This window comes from Blautia sp. HCP3S3_B11, from assembly GCF_052064435.1.
In the GTDB taxonomy this organism is placed as follows: domain Bacteria; phylum Bacillota; class Clostridia; order Lachnospirales; family Lachnospiraceae; genus Blautia_A.
On sequence record NZ_JBQHVP010000011.1, the window covers coordinates 148,035 to 166,215 of the forward strand.

Consider the following 18,181-nt stretch of genomic DNA (forward strand, 5'->3'; position numbering starts at 1 on the left):
AGTATGAAAAATCGTATGCAGGATCTGGACTTTGAGCAGACGGTGGCATTTGATAAAGTACAGGATTATGAATTTACCAGAAGGGCAGCTCAGAGATTCCGCCAGGTAGTAAGCCTTGACAGTTTCGAAGATGAGGATGCAGATGTTATTTTTCATTATTTATATAAAGAGATGGAGTTGGTATCCTTTGGTGATCACCTGAAGCGTTATATTTATGAGAGAGCAGAACTGGAAGAACCTTTCTCAGAAGTTCCACAGGAGGTATATAAGGAAATCATACTGGATTCATTTAAAGAGACCTATACCCCTAAGTCAATGAATCCTACCTCAACGAAATTATCGGCGCTAGTCAATAACTGGCTGAATCAGGCTTCAGTAAAAAGAGAAACCGTTTTCCTGCTTGGATTCGGATTAAAAATGACAGCCGAAGATGTTTCGGATTTTCTGACCAGAGTATTAAAAGAGCAGGATTTTGATTTCCACAATCCGGATGAGGTAATCTACTGGTATTGTTACAGTACCCAGCAGGGATATCACAAAGCAGAGGAGTTAAAGAAGAAATATGAAACGCTCTCTCCGGTAGAAATGGATAATACTCAGGTTCTATACGGAAATAATCTCTGTCTGGATACAGAAGAGAAGCTGATAGATTATCTTGCAAAACTGAAGGCCAAACGAGTAGATCCGATATCCGAGAAAAGTCAGGCATTCCAGGAATTTACGAGACTGCTTTATCATGCAAAACAGATCATCGCCGGACTTTATCAACATGATGAGGAGGAAAAAGGCGGGGGTAAAGTGTGGACAGCAGAGAGAATCACACCGTCCGATGTGGAAAAAGTAATCTGCAGTGGGATTCCGATTAACAAAATGGGAAATCTGAAAAAGATGTCGGCCTCCATTCTCGCAAAACATTTCAGCCAGAAGCGTTTCAGCAGACAGAGAATCACGAACATCCTCAGCCACAAACTCCCGGTGGAGCGATTTGACCTGATCACGCTGGAGTTTTTTATTGTATCGCAGGAGCTGGAGGATGATGATCCATTTAACAGATACAAGCATTTCCTTGATGAGATTCAGGGCATCCTGCTTCGATGCGGAATGGGCGAAATCTACATAGTGAATCCTTATGAATGTTTCCTTCTTATGTGTCTCCTGACGGACTGCCCTCTGGCAGTGTTCTCGGAGATATGGGAGAAGTCCTATGAAGAGGGAGAAACTGAAGAGGCATAATGGTATAAACAGGAGAAGCCTTTTGCTTTAAGCAGGATAAATCAGTTCGGGATTGCCGGACGTAGATTGTTCTATTCTGCATAGGCAGAGGGCTTCTTTTTTGCTCTTATTATTTTGTTAAAAGAACTGCGATTTGTGCATAATATATAAAAAAAGATATATAATATTGTTGAAAATATTAGAAAAGTAAAAAACAACATAATTGACTCTTGACCATGAATCGTTTCAACTATATGATAAAACTATCAAATGAATCGTTTCATTTTTTGAAACAACCATTGATATCAATAATGCATTCATAAAAGTGTTTATCTGAATCCGGCAGATGGAAAAATACTTTTGTGGATGCAAAAAAATAAAAGCAAAAAATAAAACGTTTCAAAACTAAACTCAAAAAAGGAGGAAAAATAAATGTATAAAAAACCATCTCTGCCAAAACAGTTTCTTATATATATTGGTATGACAGTGGTAGCATTAATTTTTATGTTTCCACTGATCTGGATGATCGTTTCTTCTTTTAAAGATGATGCTATGATCTTTTCAGATATTACCAGTCTGAAGGCTTTTGTACCGGCATTCAAAGAAGACGTATTTTTTAACTATAAAGAGGTTATCTCAAAGCTTCCTCTTGTAAAAGCAATGCTGAATTCACTGTCATATATTATAGTTATCATTGCTTTGGGACTGATCGTAAATTCTATGGCAGGTTATGCATTTGCCAGATTAAAATTTCCAAAGAAAAATCTGCTTTTTGCACTGATCGTGCCTCTGGCAAAACCGGTGTATGCAACTGTTGGTATTCTTGTATTTATTGCCTGCTGGAATGATTTTGTATGGCCGGTTATGGTAATCTCAGACAGCTCCAAGCAGACCATCCAGATGGCTCTGAGCAGTCTGTTCAGTATCCAGCCGGTTAACTATGGAAATGTTATGGCTGGTCTGACACTGGTAACAATTCCGGTACTGATTATTTTCCTTAGTCTTCAGAAATACTATGTGGCAGGAATTGCATCTACAGGAGCGAAAAACTAATCTGTTGAAGCCATAAAAAATGAAATGAGCAACAACTGGAAGTATAAGATTTTTGAACGGAACAGCTAAATGGAGGATACAAAATGATATTAAACGTTGAAAAACCATATATCTGGCTCCCGGTAAGCAAGAATGCACCGGAGAGAAAACTGCATTTTTATATAGAAGGGAAAAAAATCCAGGAGATCGATATTCATCTTGGAAAAACAGATTGTGAATTTTACGGATGCTGGGATGCTTCTGCGTTCTTAGGAAAAGATCTGCAGATAGAGGGTGCAGACAAGGAACTTCTGGAAGGGATTTTCTGTTACGGAAAACCTTATGATAATGTATATCCTTATCGTCCGAAACTGCATGCTGCACCTGTAACAGGATGGCATAATGACCCTAATGGTATGGTTTATGCAGATGGATTTTATCATCTCTATTATCAGTGGAATCCATATGGAAGTATGTGGGGAAATATGCAGTGGGGTCATGTAAAGAGTAAGGATCTCTATCACTGGGAACAGGAAGGACTGGCTATTGCACCGGATGAAACAGGAACTGTTTACTCCGGCTGCGGAATTCAGGATAAAGCTAATCTGACAGGCTATGGCGAAGGAGCTTTGTTGTACTTCTATACAGCTGCAGGCGGCAGAAATCAGTGGTCTGTGGATGCCGGAAATCTGTTCACCCAGAGACTGGCGTATTCTACAGATGGAGGAAAAACTCTTCAGAGATCAGAAAAATTCTGTATGCCGCATATTGTAAATGAGAACAGAGATCCTAAGGTTTTTTATCATAAAGAAAGTAAAGCATTTATTATGGTATTATACCTGGACGGATATGATTTTGCTGTCTATCGCTCAACAGATCTGCTGAACTGGGAGGAAACTCAGAGAATTTCAGAGCCTGGAATGTGGGAGTGTCCGGATCTTCTTGAACTGGAAGTTAAAAATGTGCCAGGGGAAAAGAGATGGGTATTCTGGTCCGCAGATGGTTACTATATGACCGGAGAATTTGACGGGTATAAATTTAAACCTGATGGATGCCGTAAATCAGGGTATAGCTCTGTTCTGCCCTATGCAGCTCAGACATTCAGTGGTGTAGATGACAGGGTGATCAGTATGGCATGGCTCCGTATGAAGAATGACAGAGGAAATTACAGAGGACTGATGTCCCTTCCTACGGAATTATCCCTTGAAAAAGAAGGCAATGACTATAAAATCTGTTTTGCACCTGCCAAAGAGCTTGAGAATTTGGAAGCAGGATGGTATGATAATCTAAAAAGCACAATTTCTCCTGAGGGACAGGCATGCAAGATCGTTCTGACTCCGGAAGCAGGTACTAAGGGAGAGTGGAGACTGACAATAGGAAGCCTGAGACTGACAGCGGATTTCTACAGCAATATCCTGAGTATTGAGGATACAGAAACACATGTATATTATATGAGGGAAAGAATCTCAACAGAACAGGAAATCAGCTTCATTTTTGATCAGGAAGTTATTGAGGTATTTGCAGAAAACGGAAAGGTATATGGCGCAGCGGAAACAGGAGAGAATATTCTGGGTATGGACTGGGAAGTTTTCAGAACAGAAGATTTAAAAGTTTCAGAAAAAATGTGTCTGTATAAATAAAGATTTTTACCGGATCAGGTAAGAATCCTGTTTCAACTATAGTCTGTCCGGATGAGAAACATGAGCGCAGATCGCGAAGCGTCTGCGTTCATGAGCATATAGTGGAAGTAGATGATTTTGTCCGTTTTATAAGCGATATACAGTAAAAAATATCAGGAGTTGTATATGGTAACAATTAAAGATGTGGCACAGGATGCAGGGGTGGCTGTTGGAACTGTTTCCAAGGTGCTGAACGGACAGCATGTAAGTGAGAAAAACAGAATAAAAGTAGAAGCTTCTGTAACAAAGCTTGGGTATCAGATGAACTTCTATGCCAGAGGTCTGAAGACAAAGAATACTTATACAATAGCGGTAATTGTACCTGAGATACTGAATCCTTTCTTTGCAGAATGGGTTTACTATATTGAGCAGGAACTTTATAAGAACGGCTATAAAATGCTCTTATGCAATACACAGGGAATGCCTGAGAAGGAAGAATATTATTATCGTATGGCAGAGCAGAATAAAGTGGATGGCATTATCTGTGTTACATATCAGGATGTTGAGCCATATGTATCGGAAAATATCCCTCTTATCTCTCTGGACAGACATTTTCACAAAAAAGTAAGCTGTATCAGTTCAGATAACTATCATGGAGGAGAACTTGCTGCACAGAAAATGATTTCAACAGGAAGCAGACATCTGCTTTATCTGAGAAATGGGTCAGAGATTTCCGGAGAGACGTTGAAGCGGGGAAAAGGATTTAAGAGATATTGTGATGCTCATGGAGTCTCCTGTGAAACATTAAATCTGGGAGATGATTTTGATCTGATCAGAGGAAAAACTTCTGTGGAAGAGGTATTGAGGAATTTTATCATATCTGCAAGAAAGACCGGAAAAATGAGGTACGATGGTATCTATACCAGCACAGATCTGCTTGCGAAAGCTCTGCTGGAACAGCTGCAGTTTCTTGGTGTGGAAGTTCCGGAGGAAGTGCAGCTTGTGGGACATGATGGAATACAGTGGATGAACAGCGGAAAATATCTGGTATCAACAATTGTACAGCCGGTGTCGGATATGGCACGAAAGAGCGTGGAGCTTTTACTAAAGAAAATAAAGGGAGAAGAGATTGAGACATTGACAATTCTTCCTGTTAAATTTGCAGAAGGAGGCACAACCCGTTAAGGGTGTGCCTCCTTCTTTTAATCGAATCAGGTAAGTTCTTTGTTTCAACTGTGAATATCTATCTGATTTATGACAATTATCTGGACAGATTGTAGATTCAGAAGATAGTGTTTATTCATTATAATATCCGTAGATAGCGCGTGCATCTGCAGCAATGGTGCTCTGGGCTGCGCCGGTATCGGTGAGATCCTGTGACATGAAGCATACAACAAGATCAATGCCTTTGGCGGTGTCATAGATGATCGCTGCATCATTTTCTACTGTGTCGAGTTCGCCGGTTTTGTTAGCGGTGCCAACGCCCTCAGGGAGCTGAGCCGGAATCTTATTCTTGCGTTGCTGTGTTTTTAACTGGAAGTACATGGCGTCTGCATTTGCGAGAGTAGATGATGGAAGAGTTCCATTGACTACCTGATAAATCTGTTTTAAGAATGTTCCACAGTCTTTGACGGATGTATAATTGTCACCATTTTCTTTGCTGGCAAGAAGGAGCCGGTTCATCTGTGTGCTGGTGAAACCATGTTCCTGACAGAAATTATTTACTTTTGTCATACCGGCGGCATCATTGCCGTTTCCGAGCCAGTTTACCAGAGTATTGGCAGCATCATTATCACTGACGGAGATCATGGCAGAAATATTGCTGTCTATTTCTTCGCTGTTATGGGACTGGGCAATTGTTCCATAATTTTCGTAGACAGCACCCATGATATAAAGTTTGATCAGGCTGGCAGCCTGCATTGGAGTGTCATTGATCGTTCCATCGGAATCTTTCAGCAGGTTGCAGACATATACGGACCAGGTTCCGTTATCTGTTGGGAGTAGTGACTGTACCTGATTCAGAAGATTATCCATGCTGGAGTCTGTGTTGTCAGTGAATGTGGTGCCGGAAGAAGGGGAAAGTGTTCCTTCCTGTTCTGATCCTGGAGCGGGTTCTGGTGATTCAGACTGGGCGGCAGCAGTTGTTTCTCCTGTTGCTGTCTGAACGGAACTTTCCTGTTCTCTTAGTTCATCCAGCTGATCTGCCTGGCTGATGAGGGTGTTCGCATCAGTTGAGATATCCTGTACGGTGTTGGAAAGTGTCTGTACTTTCTGCTGGAGGGTGACAAGATGGTTCAGTGATAAGAAGGAGACTGCACCCAGTGCAATAACAGCAACTGTCAGTACGCCAATCACTGTATACAGGAAAACTGGTTTTTCGTTTTTGGAAAATCTGTTAGTTTCATTATTGTTGTTATCAGAGTTTTTCATGCTCATTTGATTGTTTCCTTTCATATTAATATAGAAGAAATTGTGGTACGATTATGATGCGAAATAGCTGTCAATTCCGTTTGCGATTCCCTGTACCATGGCCTTCTGGAATTCGGTATCGTTCATTTTCAGGTCATCATTCTGACTTGTCATGAAGCCCATTTCCAGGATTGTGACAGGAATGGTGCTCCAGTTGATTCCGGTCATGGTGTCGGTGTATTGGATTCCAAGGTTTTGAAAACCGGTTGCGGCACAGTAGGAATCGATGATGCACTGGGATAAACGATTGGACTGGTCGAACAGTTGTGGAATATATGGGTTGTTCTGGGATGGAGACATTGTCAGGGCTCCGGATGCTGTGTGGGAGTCATCTCCGTTTGCATGGATTCTGACATAGATTTCTGATCCCTGTGCAGCAGCATATTGAGCACGCTCCATGTTGCTGATTGCTGTTTCGTTGTCTGTTCTGGTCATTACGACCTGATAGCCTCGCTGTTCGAGTTCGTCTCTTAATTGGAGAGAAATCTCAAGGTTGAGCTGATATTCGGGTACGCCGCTGTAGGTTCCCTGAGTACCGGTGGAGCATTTGGCTTTCATTTCGGAGGAGCCGGGACCGTTTGGCTCTAATGCGCTCATATCTACGGATTCGCTTTGGTGTCCGGGGTCTATTCCTACTATATGGCCATTGCCTTCTGGCTGGGAGGAGAAAACGCTGGTACTTGAGTCTGAACCGGAAGAGGTGTTGGCTTCGTTGAAAACGGATGGTTTGGATGGCTCTTCTGTGATTTCGGCTTTTTCCTGTGTTTTCTTCTGGGAGGCTGTTTGTTGTTTTTGTTTCATGCGGTCGATGTTTGATTGAACGGTGTCTATGGCGGTTGCATATTTATCGACGGCTTGTTTGACTTCGTCGCGTTTGGTGGTGAGCTGCTCGGACATGGTGTCGACTTCTTTTTCGGTGGTGGTGATTTGTTTCAGGGTACTTTTATTGAAGAAGATAAGGGCTATGATGCATAGGAGGCCTGTCAGGAATAGAAGTACGCTGATCATGCTGGGTTTCTTCATTTTGGGGTGTCCTTTCTTGAAAATTTGAATTGTTGCTTTGGTTGTTATTATAATGAAAGGGGAGGGAAAATGCAATTGTGAATGAAAGCGTGGCAGGGGGGACGCGCCGGAAAATATTTTCCGGCGCTGACTGTTGGCTGGGACTGGTACCCTATCCGATCGCTAAGTGTACTTTTGACGTTGCTTGTTTTGTTATTTGTTGTGTTTTGTTGTGTCGTTGTCAGTTGACGATGCCACTACATTGACTCTTTCTACCGCCTTGCAGGCTGACAAAACCTTCGGTACTGAAAGTACGATTACTGGCTGGATGGAGTACTAGAGCGTGTTTGAAAAATCATTCCCGCAATATATATGGATTTATGGGAACTGTTATCGATAACTCTGTTCGGAGGCTTGGTGAGGTCTTGGTGTATTTTGCTTTTAAAAGTTGAAGTGGGTAGCTAATTATAATAGGAAGAGAATAGTGTCTTGTCTGGATACATTTGGGGAGAGATGGCAGTTAAGATTTTTGGGGAAGGGGTATTGTCTGATAAGTTTATTGCGGTGATGTGGTGTATGAAAAAAGAAATTTACGGTAATGATAAAAATTAGAAAAAATCATGTAAATTTCATGCGAAATACCTTGACAGCGTGGATTTTACGGGATATAATGAGCAAGCGTGCAAAAGGAACGTTTAATTTTTTTGTGCGTAATTACACGAATAGCAACCGCAAGGCCCCATAGAAAAATCTATGGAGAAATAAATCGGGAGGTGAAATGGAATGCCAACATTCAACCAGTTAGTAAGAAAAGGACGCCAGACATCTGTAAAGAAATCTACAGCTCCGGCTCTCCAGAAAACATTCAACTCTTTAAGAAAGAAAGCAGTTGAACAGTCTGCACCACAGAAACGTGGCGTTTGTACAGCAGTTAAGACTGCAACTCCTAAGAAGCCTAACTCAGCTCTTAGAAAAATCGCCAGAGTTCGTCTTTCCAACGGAATCGAAGTAACAAGCTACATCCCAGGAGAAGGTCACAACCTTCAGGAGCATAGCGTTGTTCTTATCCGTGGTGGAAGGGTTAAGGACTTACCTGGTACAAGATACCACATCATCAGAGGTACTCTTGATACTGCAGGTGTTGCTAACAGAAAACAGGCCCGTTCTAAATACGGCGCTAAGAGACCGAAAAAGAAATAATTCTAAAAAGGTTTCATAAGAATTTTAAGAGCTGATCCTATTGTTTGGGACAGCAGGAATTAATCAATCGAAAATTCACGGAAGACTAGAACTATGAATTTGTACGGTATTCCATATACCCTGCCGGTTGCGGGTTAAATATAGGACCTTACCAGTGCGAACATGCAATAGTTATCTGCGTGAGTACCGATGATTTAATCACAATGATTAAGGAGGGAAGTAACGTGCCACGTAAAGGACATACTCAGAAAAGAGACGTTCTGGCAGATCCAATGTACAACAATAAAGTGGTTACCAAACTTATCAATAACATCATGTTAGACGGTAAGAAAGGTGTAGCACAGAAAATTGTTTACGGTGCATTCGCCAGAATCGAAGAAAAAGCTGGTAAACCAGCACTTGAAGTTTTCGAAGAGGCTATGAACAACATCATGCCACTTCTTGAAGTAAAAGCTAGACGTATCGGTGGTGCTACTTATCAGGTTCCGATCGAGGTAAGAGCAGACAGACGTCAGGCACTGGCTCTTCGCTGGTTAACAATGTTCTCTCGTAAAAGAGGCGAGAAAACAATGGAAGAAAGACTTGCAAATGAGCTTTTAGATGCAATGAACAACACAGGTGCATCCGTTAAGAGAAAAGAAGACATGCACAAGATGGCTGAGGCAAATAAAGCATTTGCTCACTATCGCTTCTAATATAGGAGGAAAATCCATTGGCTAAAGAGGGAAGAGAATATCCATTAGAGCGTACCAGAAATATTGGTATTATGGCTCATATCGATGCGGGTAAAACAACTCTTACAGAACGTATCCTGTATTATACAGGTGTCAACTATAAGATTGGTGATACTCATGAAGGTACTGCTACCATGGACTGGATGGAACAGGAGCAGGAGAGAGGTATCACAATCACTTCAGCGGCTACAACATGTCACTGGACTCTGGAAGAGAACTGCAAACCGAAGCCAGGTGCTCTGGAACATCGTATCAACATCATTGATACCCCAGGTCACGTTGACTTCACAGTAGAAGTTGAGCGTTCTCTTCGTGTACTTGACGGTGCTGTCGGCGTTTTCTGTGCTAAGGGTGGTGTTGAACCGCAGTCTGAAAACGTATGGCGTCAGGCCGACACTTACAATGTACCACGTATGGCATTCATCAACAAGATGGATATCCTTGGTGCAAACTTCTACGGTGCAGTAGAGCAGATCAAGACTCGTCTTGGTAAAAACGCAATCTGCTTACAGCTGCCAATCGGAAAAGAAGATGATTTCAAAGGAATCGTTGACTTATTCGAAATGAAAGCTTACATCTACAACGATGAAAAAGGTGATGATATCTCCATCGTTGATATTCCTGAAGACATGAAGGAAGATGCTGAGCTTTATCATACAGAGCTCATTGAGAAAATCTGTGAGCTTGATGACGACTTAATGATGGAATATCTTGAAGGTGAAGAACCAACTGTTGAGAGACTGAAAGCAACATTAAGAAAAGCGACATGCGAGTGTACAGCTGTTCCGGTTTGCTGTGGTTCTGCTTACAGAAACAAAGGTGTTCAGAAACTTCTTGATGCTATCCTTGAGTATATGCCGGCTCCTACAGATATTCCTCCAATTCAGGGAACTGATCTGGACGGTAACGAAGTAGTGAGACATTCTTCTGATGAAGAACCATTCTCAGCTCTGGCATTTAAGATTATGACAGACCCATTCGTTGGTAAACTTGCATATTTCCGTGTATACTCCGGTACAATGAATTCCGGTTCTTATGTACTTAACGCTACTAAGGACAAGAAAGAACGTGTTGGACGTATTCTTCAGATGCATGCTAACAAACGTATGGAACTTGATAAAGTATATTCCGGTGATATCGCTGCAGCAATCGGATTCAAATTCACAACAACCGGTGATACAATCTGTGACGAGCAGCATCCGGTAATCCTGGAGTCCATGGAATTCCCAGAACCGGTTATCGAGCTGGCTATCGAGCCTAAGACTAAAGCTGGACAGGGTAAACTTGGTGAAGCTCTTGCAAAACTTGCAGAAGAGGATCCGACATTCCGTGCACATACAGATCAGGAAACAGGACAGACCATTATCGCTGGTATGGGTGAGCTTCATCTGGATATCATCGTTGACCGTCTCCTTCGTGAATTCAAGGTAGAGGCTAACGTAGGTGCTCCTCAGGTTGCTTACAAAGAAACAATCACCAAACCTGTTGATATCGACAGCAAATATGCTAAACAGTCTGGTGGTCGTGGACAGTATGGTCACTGTAAAGTTAAATTCGAGCCTATGGATGCCAACGGTGAAGAACTGTACAAGTTCGAATCCACAGTCGTTGGTGGTGCTATTCCGAAGGAATACATCCCGGCAGTCGGCGAAGGTATCGAAGATGCTATGAAAGCTGGTATCCTTGGCGGATTCCCAGTAGTCGGTGTATACGCTAATGTATACGATGGTTCTTACCATGAAGTCGACTCTTCTGAAATGGCATTCCACATTGCAGGTTCTCTTGCATTCAAGGATGCTATGCAGAAAGCAGCTCCTGTACTTCTTGAGCCGATCATGAAGGTAGAGGTTACAACACCTGAAGATTACATGGGTGATGTAATTGGTGATATCAACTCCCGTCGTGGACGTATCGAAGGTATGGAAGATATCGGCGGTGGTAAGATGATCCGTGGATATGTACCGCTTTCCGAAATGTTTGGATATGCTACAGACCTTCGTTCCAGAACACAGGGACGTGGTAACTACTCTATGTTCTTTGAGAAATATGAGCAGGTTCCGAAGTCTGTACAGGAAAAAATCCTTTCTAAGAAAGACTGATAATTATTGATCATCTGCAGTCTGCCGGTGTTTAAAGCCGGCAGGGTGTAGGAGATATAAAGTTACTGTTCACTATGTTCTCAGTAATGTGTGAACTGTAACGATACAACAATTGATAATAATACACTGTTTATAGTGTGAAACTTATCAAATTGTATAAAATGCTTGCAAATATTCCGGTTATGCAATATAATCAAGAATAGCAAGTTTAAAACCGAAAAAGGCGCTCTATAATATATAAGAGCCAAATGTTTTAAGGAGGACGTTTTAAAATGGCAAAAGCTAAGTTTGAGAGAACAAAACCGCATTGTAACATTGGTACCATCGGACACGTTGACCATGGTAAAACAACTTTAACTGCAGCTATCACAAAAGTTCTGGCTGAAAGAGTTGCTGGTAACACAGCTACAGATTTCGCTAACATCGATAAAGCTCCGGAAGAAAGAGAACGTGGTATCACAATTTCTACAGCACACGTTGAGTATGAAACAGAGCATAGACACTATGCACACGTTGACTGCCCAGGACATGCTGACTACGTTAAGAACATGATCACAGGTGCAGCTCAGATGGATGGTGCTATCCTCGTTGTTGCTGCTACAGATGGTGTTATGGCTCAGACTAAAGAGCACATCCTTCTTTCCCGTCAGGTAGGTGTTCCTTACATCGTTGTATTCATGAACAAATGTGATATGGTTGATGATGAAGAACTTCTTGAACTGGTAGAAATGGAAATTCGTGAACTCTTAAGCGAGTATGACTTCCCAGGAGATGACATTCCGGTAATCCAGGGTTCAGCTCTTAAAGCTCTTGAAGATCCGAGCAGCGAGTGGGGAGACAAGATCATGGAACTTATGGATGCTGTTGACAGCTACATTCCAGACCCACAGCGTGACACAGATAAACCATTCGTAATGCCTGTAGAGGACGTATTCTCTATCACAGGTCGTGGTACAGTTGCTACTGGTAGAGTAGAGGCTGGTGTACTTCATGTATCTGACGAAGTTGAAATCGTTGGTATCAAAGAAGAAACACGTAAAGTTGTTGTAACTGGTATCGAAATGTTCCGTAAACTTCTTGATGAAGCTCAGGCTGGTGATAACATCGGTGCACTTCTTCGTGGTGTTCAGAGAAACGAAATCGAGCGTGGACAGGTTCTTGCTAAACCAGGAACAATCACATGCCATACAAAATTCACAGCTCAGGTTTACGTTCTGACAAAAGATGAAGGTGGACGTCATACTCCATTCTTCAACAACTATCGTCCACAGTTCTACTTCAGAACAACAGACGTAACAGGTGTTTGCAACCTTCCAGAAGGAACAGAAATGTGCATGCCTGGAGATAACATCGAAATGACAATTGAACTGATCCACCCAATCGCTATGGCTCAGGGTCTTACTTTCGCTATCCGTGAAGGTGGACGTACTGTTGGATCAGGACGTGTTGCTACAGTTATCGAATAATTTTAGCATAACATCTTAATTATATATATTGAGTACCGTAAGGTACATTGTGTCCAAACGTAAGATACCCCGGAACCGTAAGGTTTCCGGGGTTTTCTGTCGAGTGGAAAGTAAAATCACCTATGAGTTTTCAAGATAAAAGTAAACAGAAAATTAATCAGTAAGACGAAGTACAAACAAACTAAAAACCGAATAATCAGACCAGCGGTGCCAAAACGGTGCCAAAAAGAAACTCCTGCGAATGTTTGCTATTCACAGGAGTAATTTTTTTACCAGCCTTTGATCTGTTTGATCTGTTCAGCACGTTCCGGATCACGATGATATTGTAGTTTCAGACGGATTGTTTTCAGATCTTATTTATTGCATTTCCTGCATCATCTGTAAAAGGTTTGGATTTTATGTAAGTTTGGATATCGAATGAAATCCAAACGTTTGGATTTTCTCAGGCATAGCCATGTGGCTTATCTCATTGAGAAAGGTGTAGAACCGTTACTGATTCGGGACAGATTAGGTCATAAAGATATTCGTATCACATTGAACACTTATGGACATCTTTATCCAAATCAGCAGAGGAAGATTGCAAATCTGTTGGATAATGAAAATGTAGTTACCGGATTGGGAGAAGAAAGAGATGAATGTTGAAAAGGCAAAAGAAAAAGCCCAGATAAATAATCTGAGCAAGTTCTCTGATAATCAGATTCACTGATATACCATCTTGGCAGATTCAGTATATCACGAATCGGGAAATACGACAATTCCCGAATATCTGTTCATCAGAGACTTGCCCGGACGGGCAGGAGGAGATGATGAAATGAATATGAATGAAAAAAATAAAATTGAGAATTGCAGAATAGAACCAAAACTGAAACTGATCAACATGGATTCAGTCGAGGTGGAACAGATAGAATGGCTGCTTTATCCGTTTATTCCTTATGGAAAAGTGACCATTATACAGGGAGATCCAGGAGAAAGCAAGACAACGATGGTACTTCAGATTATTGCAAAACTGACCAGAGGAGAGCCGATTCTTCCTGTTACTGATACAACGAAAACAAAAGAAAAACGAAGTGATGAAGTCGATAGTGGGAATGAAGATTTAGATGCCGAAGATAATATGCAGGAACAGTCTGCAGCGTCACCCGTAAATGTAATCTACCAGACAGCAGAAGATGGACTTGGAGATACTATCAAACCCAGATTACTTGCTGCAGGTGCAGATTGTTCAAAGGTGCTGGTGATTGATGACAGCGATCAGCCACTGACGATGGCAGATGTCAGATTGGAAGAAGCAATCGTGCAGACAAAAGCAAAAATGGTTGTTCTTGATCCGATACAGGGATTCCTGGGAGCAGATGTAGACATGCACCGGGCAAATGAGATCAGGCCATTGATGAAGCGTATCGCAGTGCTGGCAGAAAAATATCACTGTGCAGTCATTTTAATCGGTCATATGAACAAAAACAGCAATGGCAAATCTTCTTACCGTGGACTTGGTTCCATTGATTTTCAGGCTGCTGCAAGAAGTGTCCTGATTGTCGGGCGAGTGAAGGATGAACCGGAAGTAAGAGTGGTATGTCATACGAAGAGTTCTCTTGCACCGGAAGGAACGTCCATTGCATTCAGACTGGATAAGAATAATGGGTTTGAATGGATTGGAGAATATGATATCAGTGCTGATGAACTTCTTAATGGAGACGGAAGAGGACAGAAAAGCCGGAAAGCAAAAGAATTTCTCCTTGAGATACTGGCAAATGGAGGAATGACTCAGAAGAAAATTGCAGAAGAAGCAGAAGCCAGAGGAATTAAAAGTAAAACGCTATGGAACGCCAAACGGGAACTTGAAATTGATTCCGTAAAACGTGGAAAGCAATGGTATTGGATGTTGCCAGAATAAAAATGTACAGATTCCATACGAGTTATTTTTTCAACTCCTACAATATTTTTTGATGGATAACTACGATGGCGAAGAAATAATCCGGTTGGGATTGGAGAAAAAACTGGATGCAATGGTGAATCGTGAAGTATATAGCAAATCCAAAACAGCACCAACGGAAGAAGAAAGAGAAAAGTTCCGGCAGGAATATCTGGACAGACGGGGAATACCGGAGAACTTTCGATGGACGGTACGGCTGTCGAAAGTGCTTTTGCGTTACTTTTGACAAAAGTAACAAAACCGCCGTATCCGGCGAATATTTCTTTTTATACTATAGCTGGCAAAGATACAAATTTATGTGCCATGTCTGGCACTGGTTTTAGAAAGCGGGGTGAGGAATATGACGATGAAACGAACAATCAGTGGTATGATCGGGACAGGGTCTCTGGCTCATAACAGACGAGATTTTATAGCAGAAAATGTTGATCCAGACAGAGTGCAATTAAATATTTGTTACCGGAATGAGAATCTGAAAGAAGTCTATATGTGAGCAGAAAGGGCAGTCGGAAGGCTGCTCTTTGGCAATCTAAGAATAGAGTTTTGGGATAGAATATGATAAAATGTAAGAGATAAATCGGAAGTTGCAGAATTGATAAATTTACCTTTTGAAGAAAAAACAGTAATCTTGTATAAGAATAAAAAAACAAGCATTATCCATCAATTCAAATATAAGGTAAAAAAGAGTATCAATCGACGAGGAGAAAAATAGATGAATATTACAAGTCTTGAAATTGCACAGGCAACAATGGATATGTTCTTTTGTTTGTTCTGTCTAATAATATTTGTTTCAATTAAAGCAAATAATCCAAAACAGAAGAGTATGAGGATGTTCGTTCGATTATTTCTTATTGCTACAGTTCTGTTTTTTGGAGAGACTTTGGCATATATTTTTAGAGGTAACCTTGGTCTTTTTAATATTTTAGTAACTAGAATTGCTAATCTTATGGTATTTGCTATGAACATAGCAATGGCAAATACCTATGTTAGGTTTGTTAGTTCTGTTTTTGTTGAAAAAGGTGCTGAAGTAAGTGGCAATAGTGTTAAAATTGCCAATATCTTTTCGTGCATTAATATTTTCATTGTTGTGGTTAATTTGTTTTATCCATGGATGTATTATTTCGATGAGGCAAATTATTATCACAGGAATAATTCCTGGTATGTATATACACTAATATCACTTGTCGTCATATTTATAGGAGCAGGTATGGCGATTAAGTATAGAAAGTATTTGAAAAAACGAAGCTTCATTTCAATGATGCTGTTTTCGTTTATTCCAATAATTGCAACAGTTGTACAGTCCTTTATTTATGGATTTTCTATAACCAATTTAGGACTGGGAATAGGTTCATTCGTAATGTTTGCTGCATATATGTATGATTGGTCTCATAATGGGGATGAACATACGAATATGATTAATGACAGCAGATTTGATGCTGTTATTATGTTTATCATAATGCTACTTAGCATGAGTGTTTCCATCATAGCATGTGTTAATGTGATTCAGCAGGTAACTAAGGAAAACTCTGAAATACAGAGCAGAACAATTGCGCAGATGGTTTCAGCAAAGGTTGAGAATGAATTTATTAAGCTAATTACTGTTTCTCAGACGATTAGCAGTGATATTGATATAAGAACCTATATAGAGGGGAAAACCAGAGAAGAGGCGGAGAGTGTCAAAGACGATATAACTAATCGTCTGGTATCCATTGGTAATGAATTTGATTATAAAATGGTATTTGTTGTTTCGGATAAAACAAGAGCATATTATACATATAGTGGAATAAGTAGGTATCTTGATGTTGAAAATGACAGCCATGATATATGGTATAAGGATTACTTGGATTCAGGGAAAAGATATACAGTTAATGTTGATACTGATGAAGATAATAACTGGAGTCTTTCGGTGTTTATTAATTACGGTATTTTTGACACGAATGGAGACATTTTGGGAGCATGTGGTGTCGGAGTTGATATGAATGACCTTGTAGACATACTTGCCAGGTTCGAGGAAGAATACAATATCAAAGTATATTTAGTTAATCATGATGGACTTATACAGGTTGATACGGATGTAAGTTCTATAGAAACAGGCTACTTGGATAATTCATATTTTGGCAATATATCAGATGATGATTTTTATTATCAGTTATCGGAGAATGGCTGTTATATGACCAAGTATCTCGAAGGATTTGATGGGTATATAGTAATAAGAGATAATAATCCTGTTAAATTGGATGTAAATAAAATTATACTTCCAATTGTTTTAATCTTTATTGCAGGCGTATTAATAATGGCAACTTCATTTGTTATTATTAGTATGAGAGAGAAGAAGGCAAAGGATGCATACAACAGAAGATATGAAGCATCTATAAAGGACGAGCTTACAGGCTTATATAATAGACGAGGGTTTGAAGTTGACTGTGAAATAATCAAGAAAAATAATAACTTAATAGAATACGTTCTTGTTATGATGGATTTGAACGGTTTAAAAGCAGCTAATGATAATATTGGTCATGAAGCAGGGGATGAGTTAATTATTGGCGCTTCGAAGTGTATGGATAATGCATTCTCAGGTCTTGGAAGGACGTATCGTGTAGGTGGCGATGAGTTTGTTGCATTACTGAGAGGAACGAGAGAAGAAGCACAGGATGCAGTTAAGACATTTGATTATTTAACTGAAAACTTCCAGGGAAATCTTATTTCTGAACTTAGTGTGTCTAAGGGAGTAGTTGTTTGTTCAGAACATATAGAACTTAATTTTGAAGAAATTAAGGCAATGGCTGATAAGTTGATGTATGCAGATAAGGATGAATATTATAGACGAACAGGAAAAGATAGAAGACGAGTTTGATTTATAAATTGATATTTAATCTATGTAAAGAACCCAACAACTTTCAGTTGAACAAAATCGCTGCGCGATGGCCTGCCAAGGCTGTGGCGCAGTTTTCTACTTTTTCTAAAATAGGCAGTGACAGGATTGTCCCAAGATAGTATTGTTAAAGTACCACCAATAACAAACTTCAAACACGGGCTTAGTCCCAACAACTGCCTATGAAAAGAATATCATCTTTAGGCTGCTTACACAAGCAGTTTTATTTTGCAAATGCACCTCCATGATGGGTAGTTACTATTGTTATTACCACATTTATTTCATGGAGGTTATTTTATGTACGAATCATATATGAATAAAATCGAAGATGTTGGCAAGCTTAGAAATCTGAAACCCGGCACCATTCGAACTTATAAAAATAATGTCAGAGATTTTCTGAAATTTATCAACAAACACCCTGAAGATCTCACTTGTGAAGACGCAAGAGATTTCCTTTTATATTTAAAGGACAAAGGCGATAAATCATCTACCCTTAATAATAAAAATGGATCATTGGTATTTTTCTATAAGCGTGTTTTAGGAAAA

14 protein-coding genes and 1 pseudogene are annotated in these 18,181 nt (G+C 40.4%); 13 read left to right on the forward strand and 2 right to left on the reverse strand.

Annotated elements, in window-relative coordinates:
* Positions 1 to 3: 3 nt before the first annotated feature.
* From ACTNC0_RS10570 to ACTNC0_RS10585, 4 genes are all read left to right on the forward strand, one after another.
* On the forward strand, positions 4 to 1,233 hold the full coding sequence (locus ACTNC0_RS10570) for a hypothetical protein (RefSeq protein ID WP_441087325.1): 1,230 nt from the start codon (positions 4 to 6) through the stop codon (positions 1,231 to 1,233).
* Between the two features lie 411 nt (positions 1,234 to 1,644).
* On the forward strand, positions 1,645 to 2,265 hold the full coding sequence (locus ACTNC0_RS10575; RefSeq protein WP_441087326.1) for a carbohydrate ABC transporter permease: 621 nt from the start codon (positions 1,645 to 1,647) through the stop codon (positions 2,263 to 2,265).
* Between the two features lie 83 nt (positions 2,266 to 2,348).
* Positions 2,349 to 3,884, forward strand: coding sequence for a glycoside hydrolase family 32 protein (locus ACTNC0_RS10580; RefSeq protein ID WP_441087327.1), 1,536 nt, complete (start codon positions 2,349 to 2,351; stop codon positions 3,882 to 3,884).
* Between the two features lie 165 nt (positions 3,885 to 4,049).
* On the forward strand, positions 4,050 to 5,048 hold the full coding sequence (locus tag ACTNC0_RS10585; RefSeq protein WP_441087328.1) for a LacI family DNA-binding transcriptional regulator: 999 nt from the start codon (positions 4,050 to 4,052) through the stop codon (positions 5,046 to 5,048).
* Between the two features lie 111 nt (positions 5,049 to 5,159).
* Here ACTNC0_RS10585 and ACTNC0_RS10590 read toward each other — a convergent pair whose 3' ends face one another.
* Both ACTNC0_RS10590 and ACTNC0_RS10595 read right to left on the reverse strand, forming a co-directional pair.
* Positions 5,160 to 6,299 (reverse strand): serine hydrolase, encoded by a 1,140-nt coding sequence (locus tag ACTNC0_RS10590; protein WP_441087329.1) that lies wholly within the window; start codon positions 6,297 to 6,299, stop codon positions 5,160 to 5,162.
* 45 nt (positions 6,300 to 6,344) lie between these two features.
* Complete coding sequence (locus ACTNC0_RS10595) at positions 6,345 to 7,355, reverse strand: N-acetylmuramoyl-L-alanine amidase (protein ID WP_441087330.1); 1,011 nt, start codon at positions 7,353 to 7,355, stop codon at positions 6,345 to 6,347.
* Between the two features lie 762 nt (positions 7,356 to 8,117).
* Here ACTNC0_RS10595 and rpsL point away from each other — a divergent pair.
* The 9 genes and pseudogenes from rpsL to ACTNC0_RS10640 all read left to right on the forward strand — a co-directional run.
* A complete protein-coding gene (gene rpsL, locus ACTNC0_RS10600; protein ID WP_008705161.1) occupies positions 8,118 to 8,534 on the forward strand; it encodes a 30S ribosomal protein S12 in 417 nt (138 codons plus the stop codon).
* Between the two features lie 224 nt (positions 8,535 to 8,758).
* Complete coding sequence (gene rpsG, locus ACTNC0_RS10605; RefSeq protein WP_020993199.1) at positions 8,759 to 9,229, forward strand: 30S ribosomal protein S7; 471 nt, start codon at positions 8,759 to 8,761, stop codon at positions 9,227 to 9,229.
* Positions 9,230 to 9,246: 17 nt separating this feature from the next.
* Complete coding sequence (gene fusA / locus ACTNC0_RS10610) at positions 9,247 to 11,367, forward strand: elongation factor G (protein ID WP_441087331.1); 2,121 nt, start codon at positions 9,247 to 9,249, stop codon at positions 11,365 to 11,367.
* A gap of 272 nt (positions 11,368 to 11,639) precedes the next feature.
* Entirely contained in the window at positions 11,640 to 12,833 is a 1,194-nt protein-coding gene (tuf, locus tag ACTNC0_RS10615; RefSeq protein ID WP_119234119.1) for an elongation factor Tu, read from the forward strand.
* Positions 12,834 to 13,271: 438 nt separating this feature from the next.
* Positions 13,272 to 13,475 (forward strand): annotated as a pseudogene (locus tag ACTNC0_RS10620) (tyrosine-type recombinase/integrase); the annotation flags it as partial.
* Positions 13,476 to 13,644: 169 nt separating this feature from the next.
* Positions 13,645 to 14,727, forward strand: a complete 1,083-nt coding sequence (locus tag ACTNC0_RS10625) for an AAA family ATPase (protein WP_441087332.1) — start codon at positions 13,645 to 13,647, stop codon at positions 14,725 to 14,727.
* A gap of 52 nt (positions 14,728 to 14,779) precedes the next feature.
* Complete coding sequence (locus ACTNC0_RS10630) at positions 14,780 to 14,992, forward strand: complexin-2 (protein ID WP_441087333.1); 213 nt, start codon at positions 14,780 to 14,782, stop codon at positions 14,990 to 14,992.
* 483 nt (positions 14,993 to 15,475) lie between these two features.
* Positions 15,476 to 17,617: a sensor domain-containing diguanylate cyclase gene (locus tag ACTNC0_RS10635; protein ID WP_441087334.1), complete on the forward strand. Its 2,142-nt coding sequence runs from the start codon at positions 15,476 to 15,478 to the stop codon at positions 17,615 to 17,617.
* Positions 17,618 to 17,932: 315 nt separating this feature from the next.
* A partial coding sequence (locus tag ACTNC0_RS10640) for a site-specific integrase (RefSeq protein WP_441087335.1) occupies positions 17,933 to 18,181 on the forward strand: 249 nt, incomplete at its 3' end.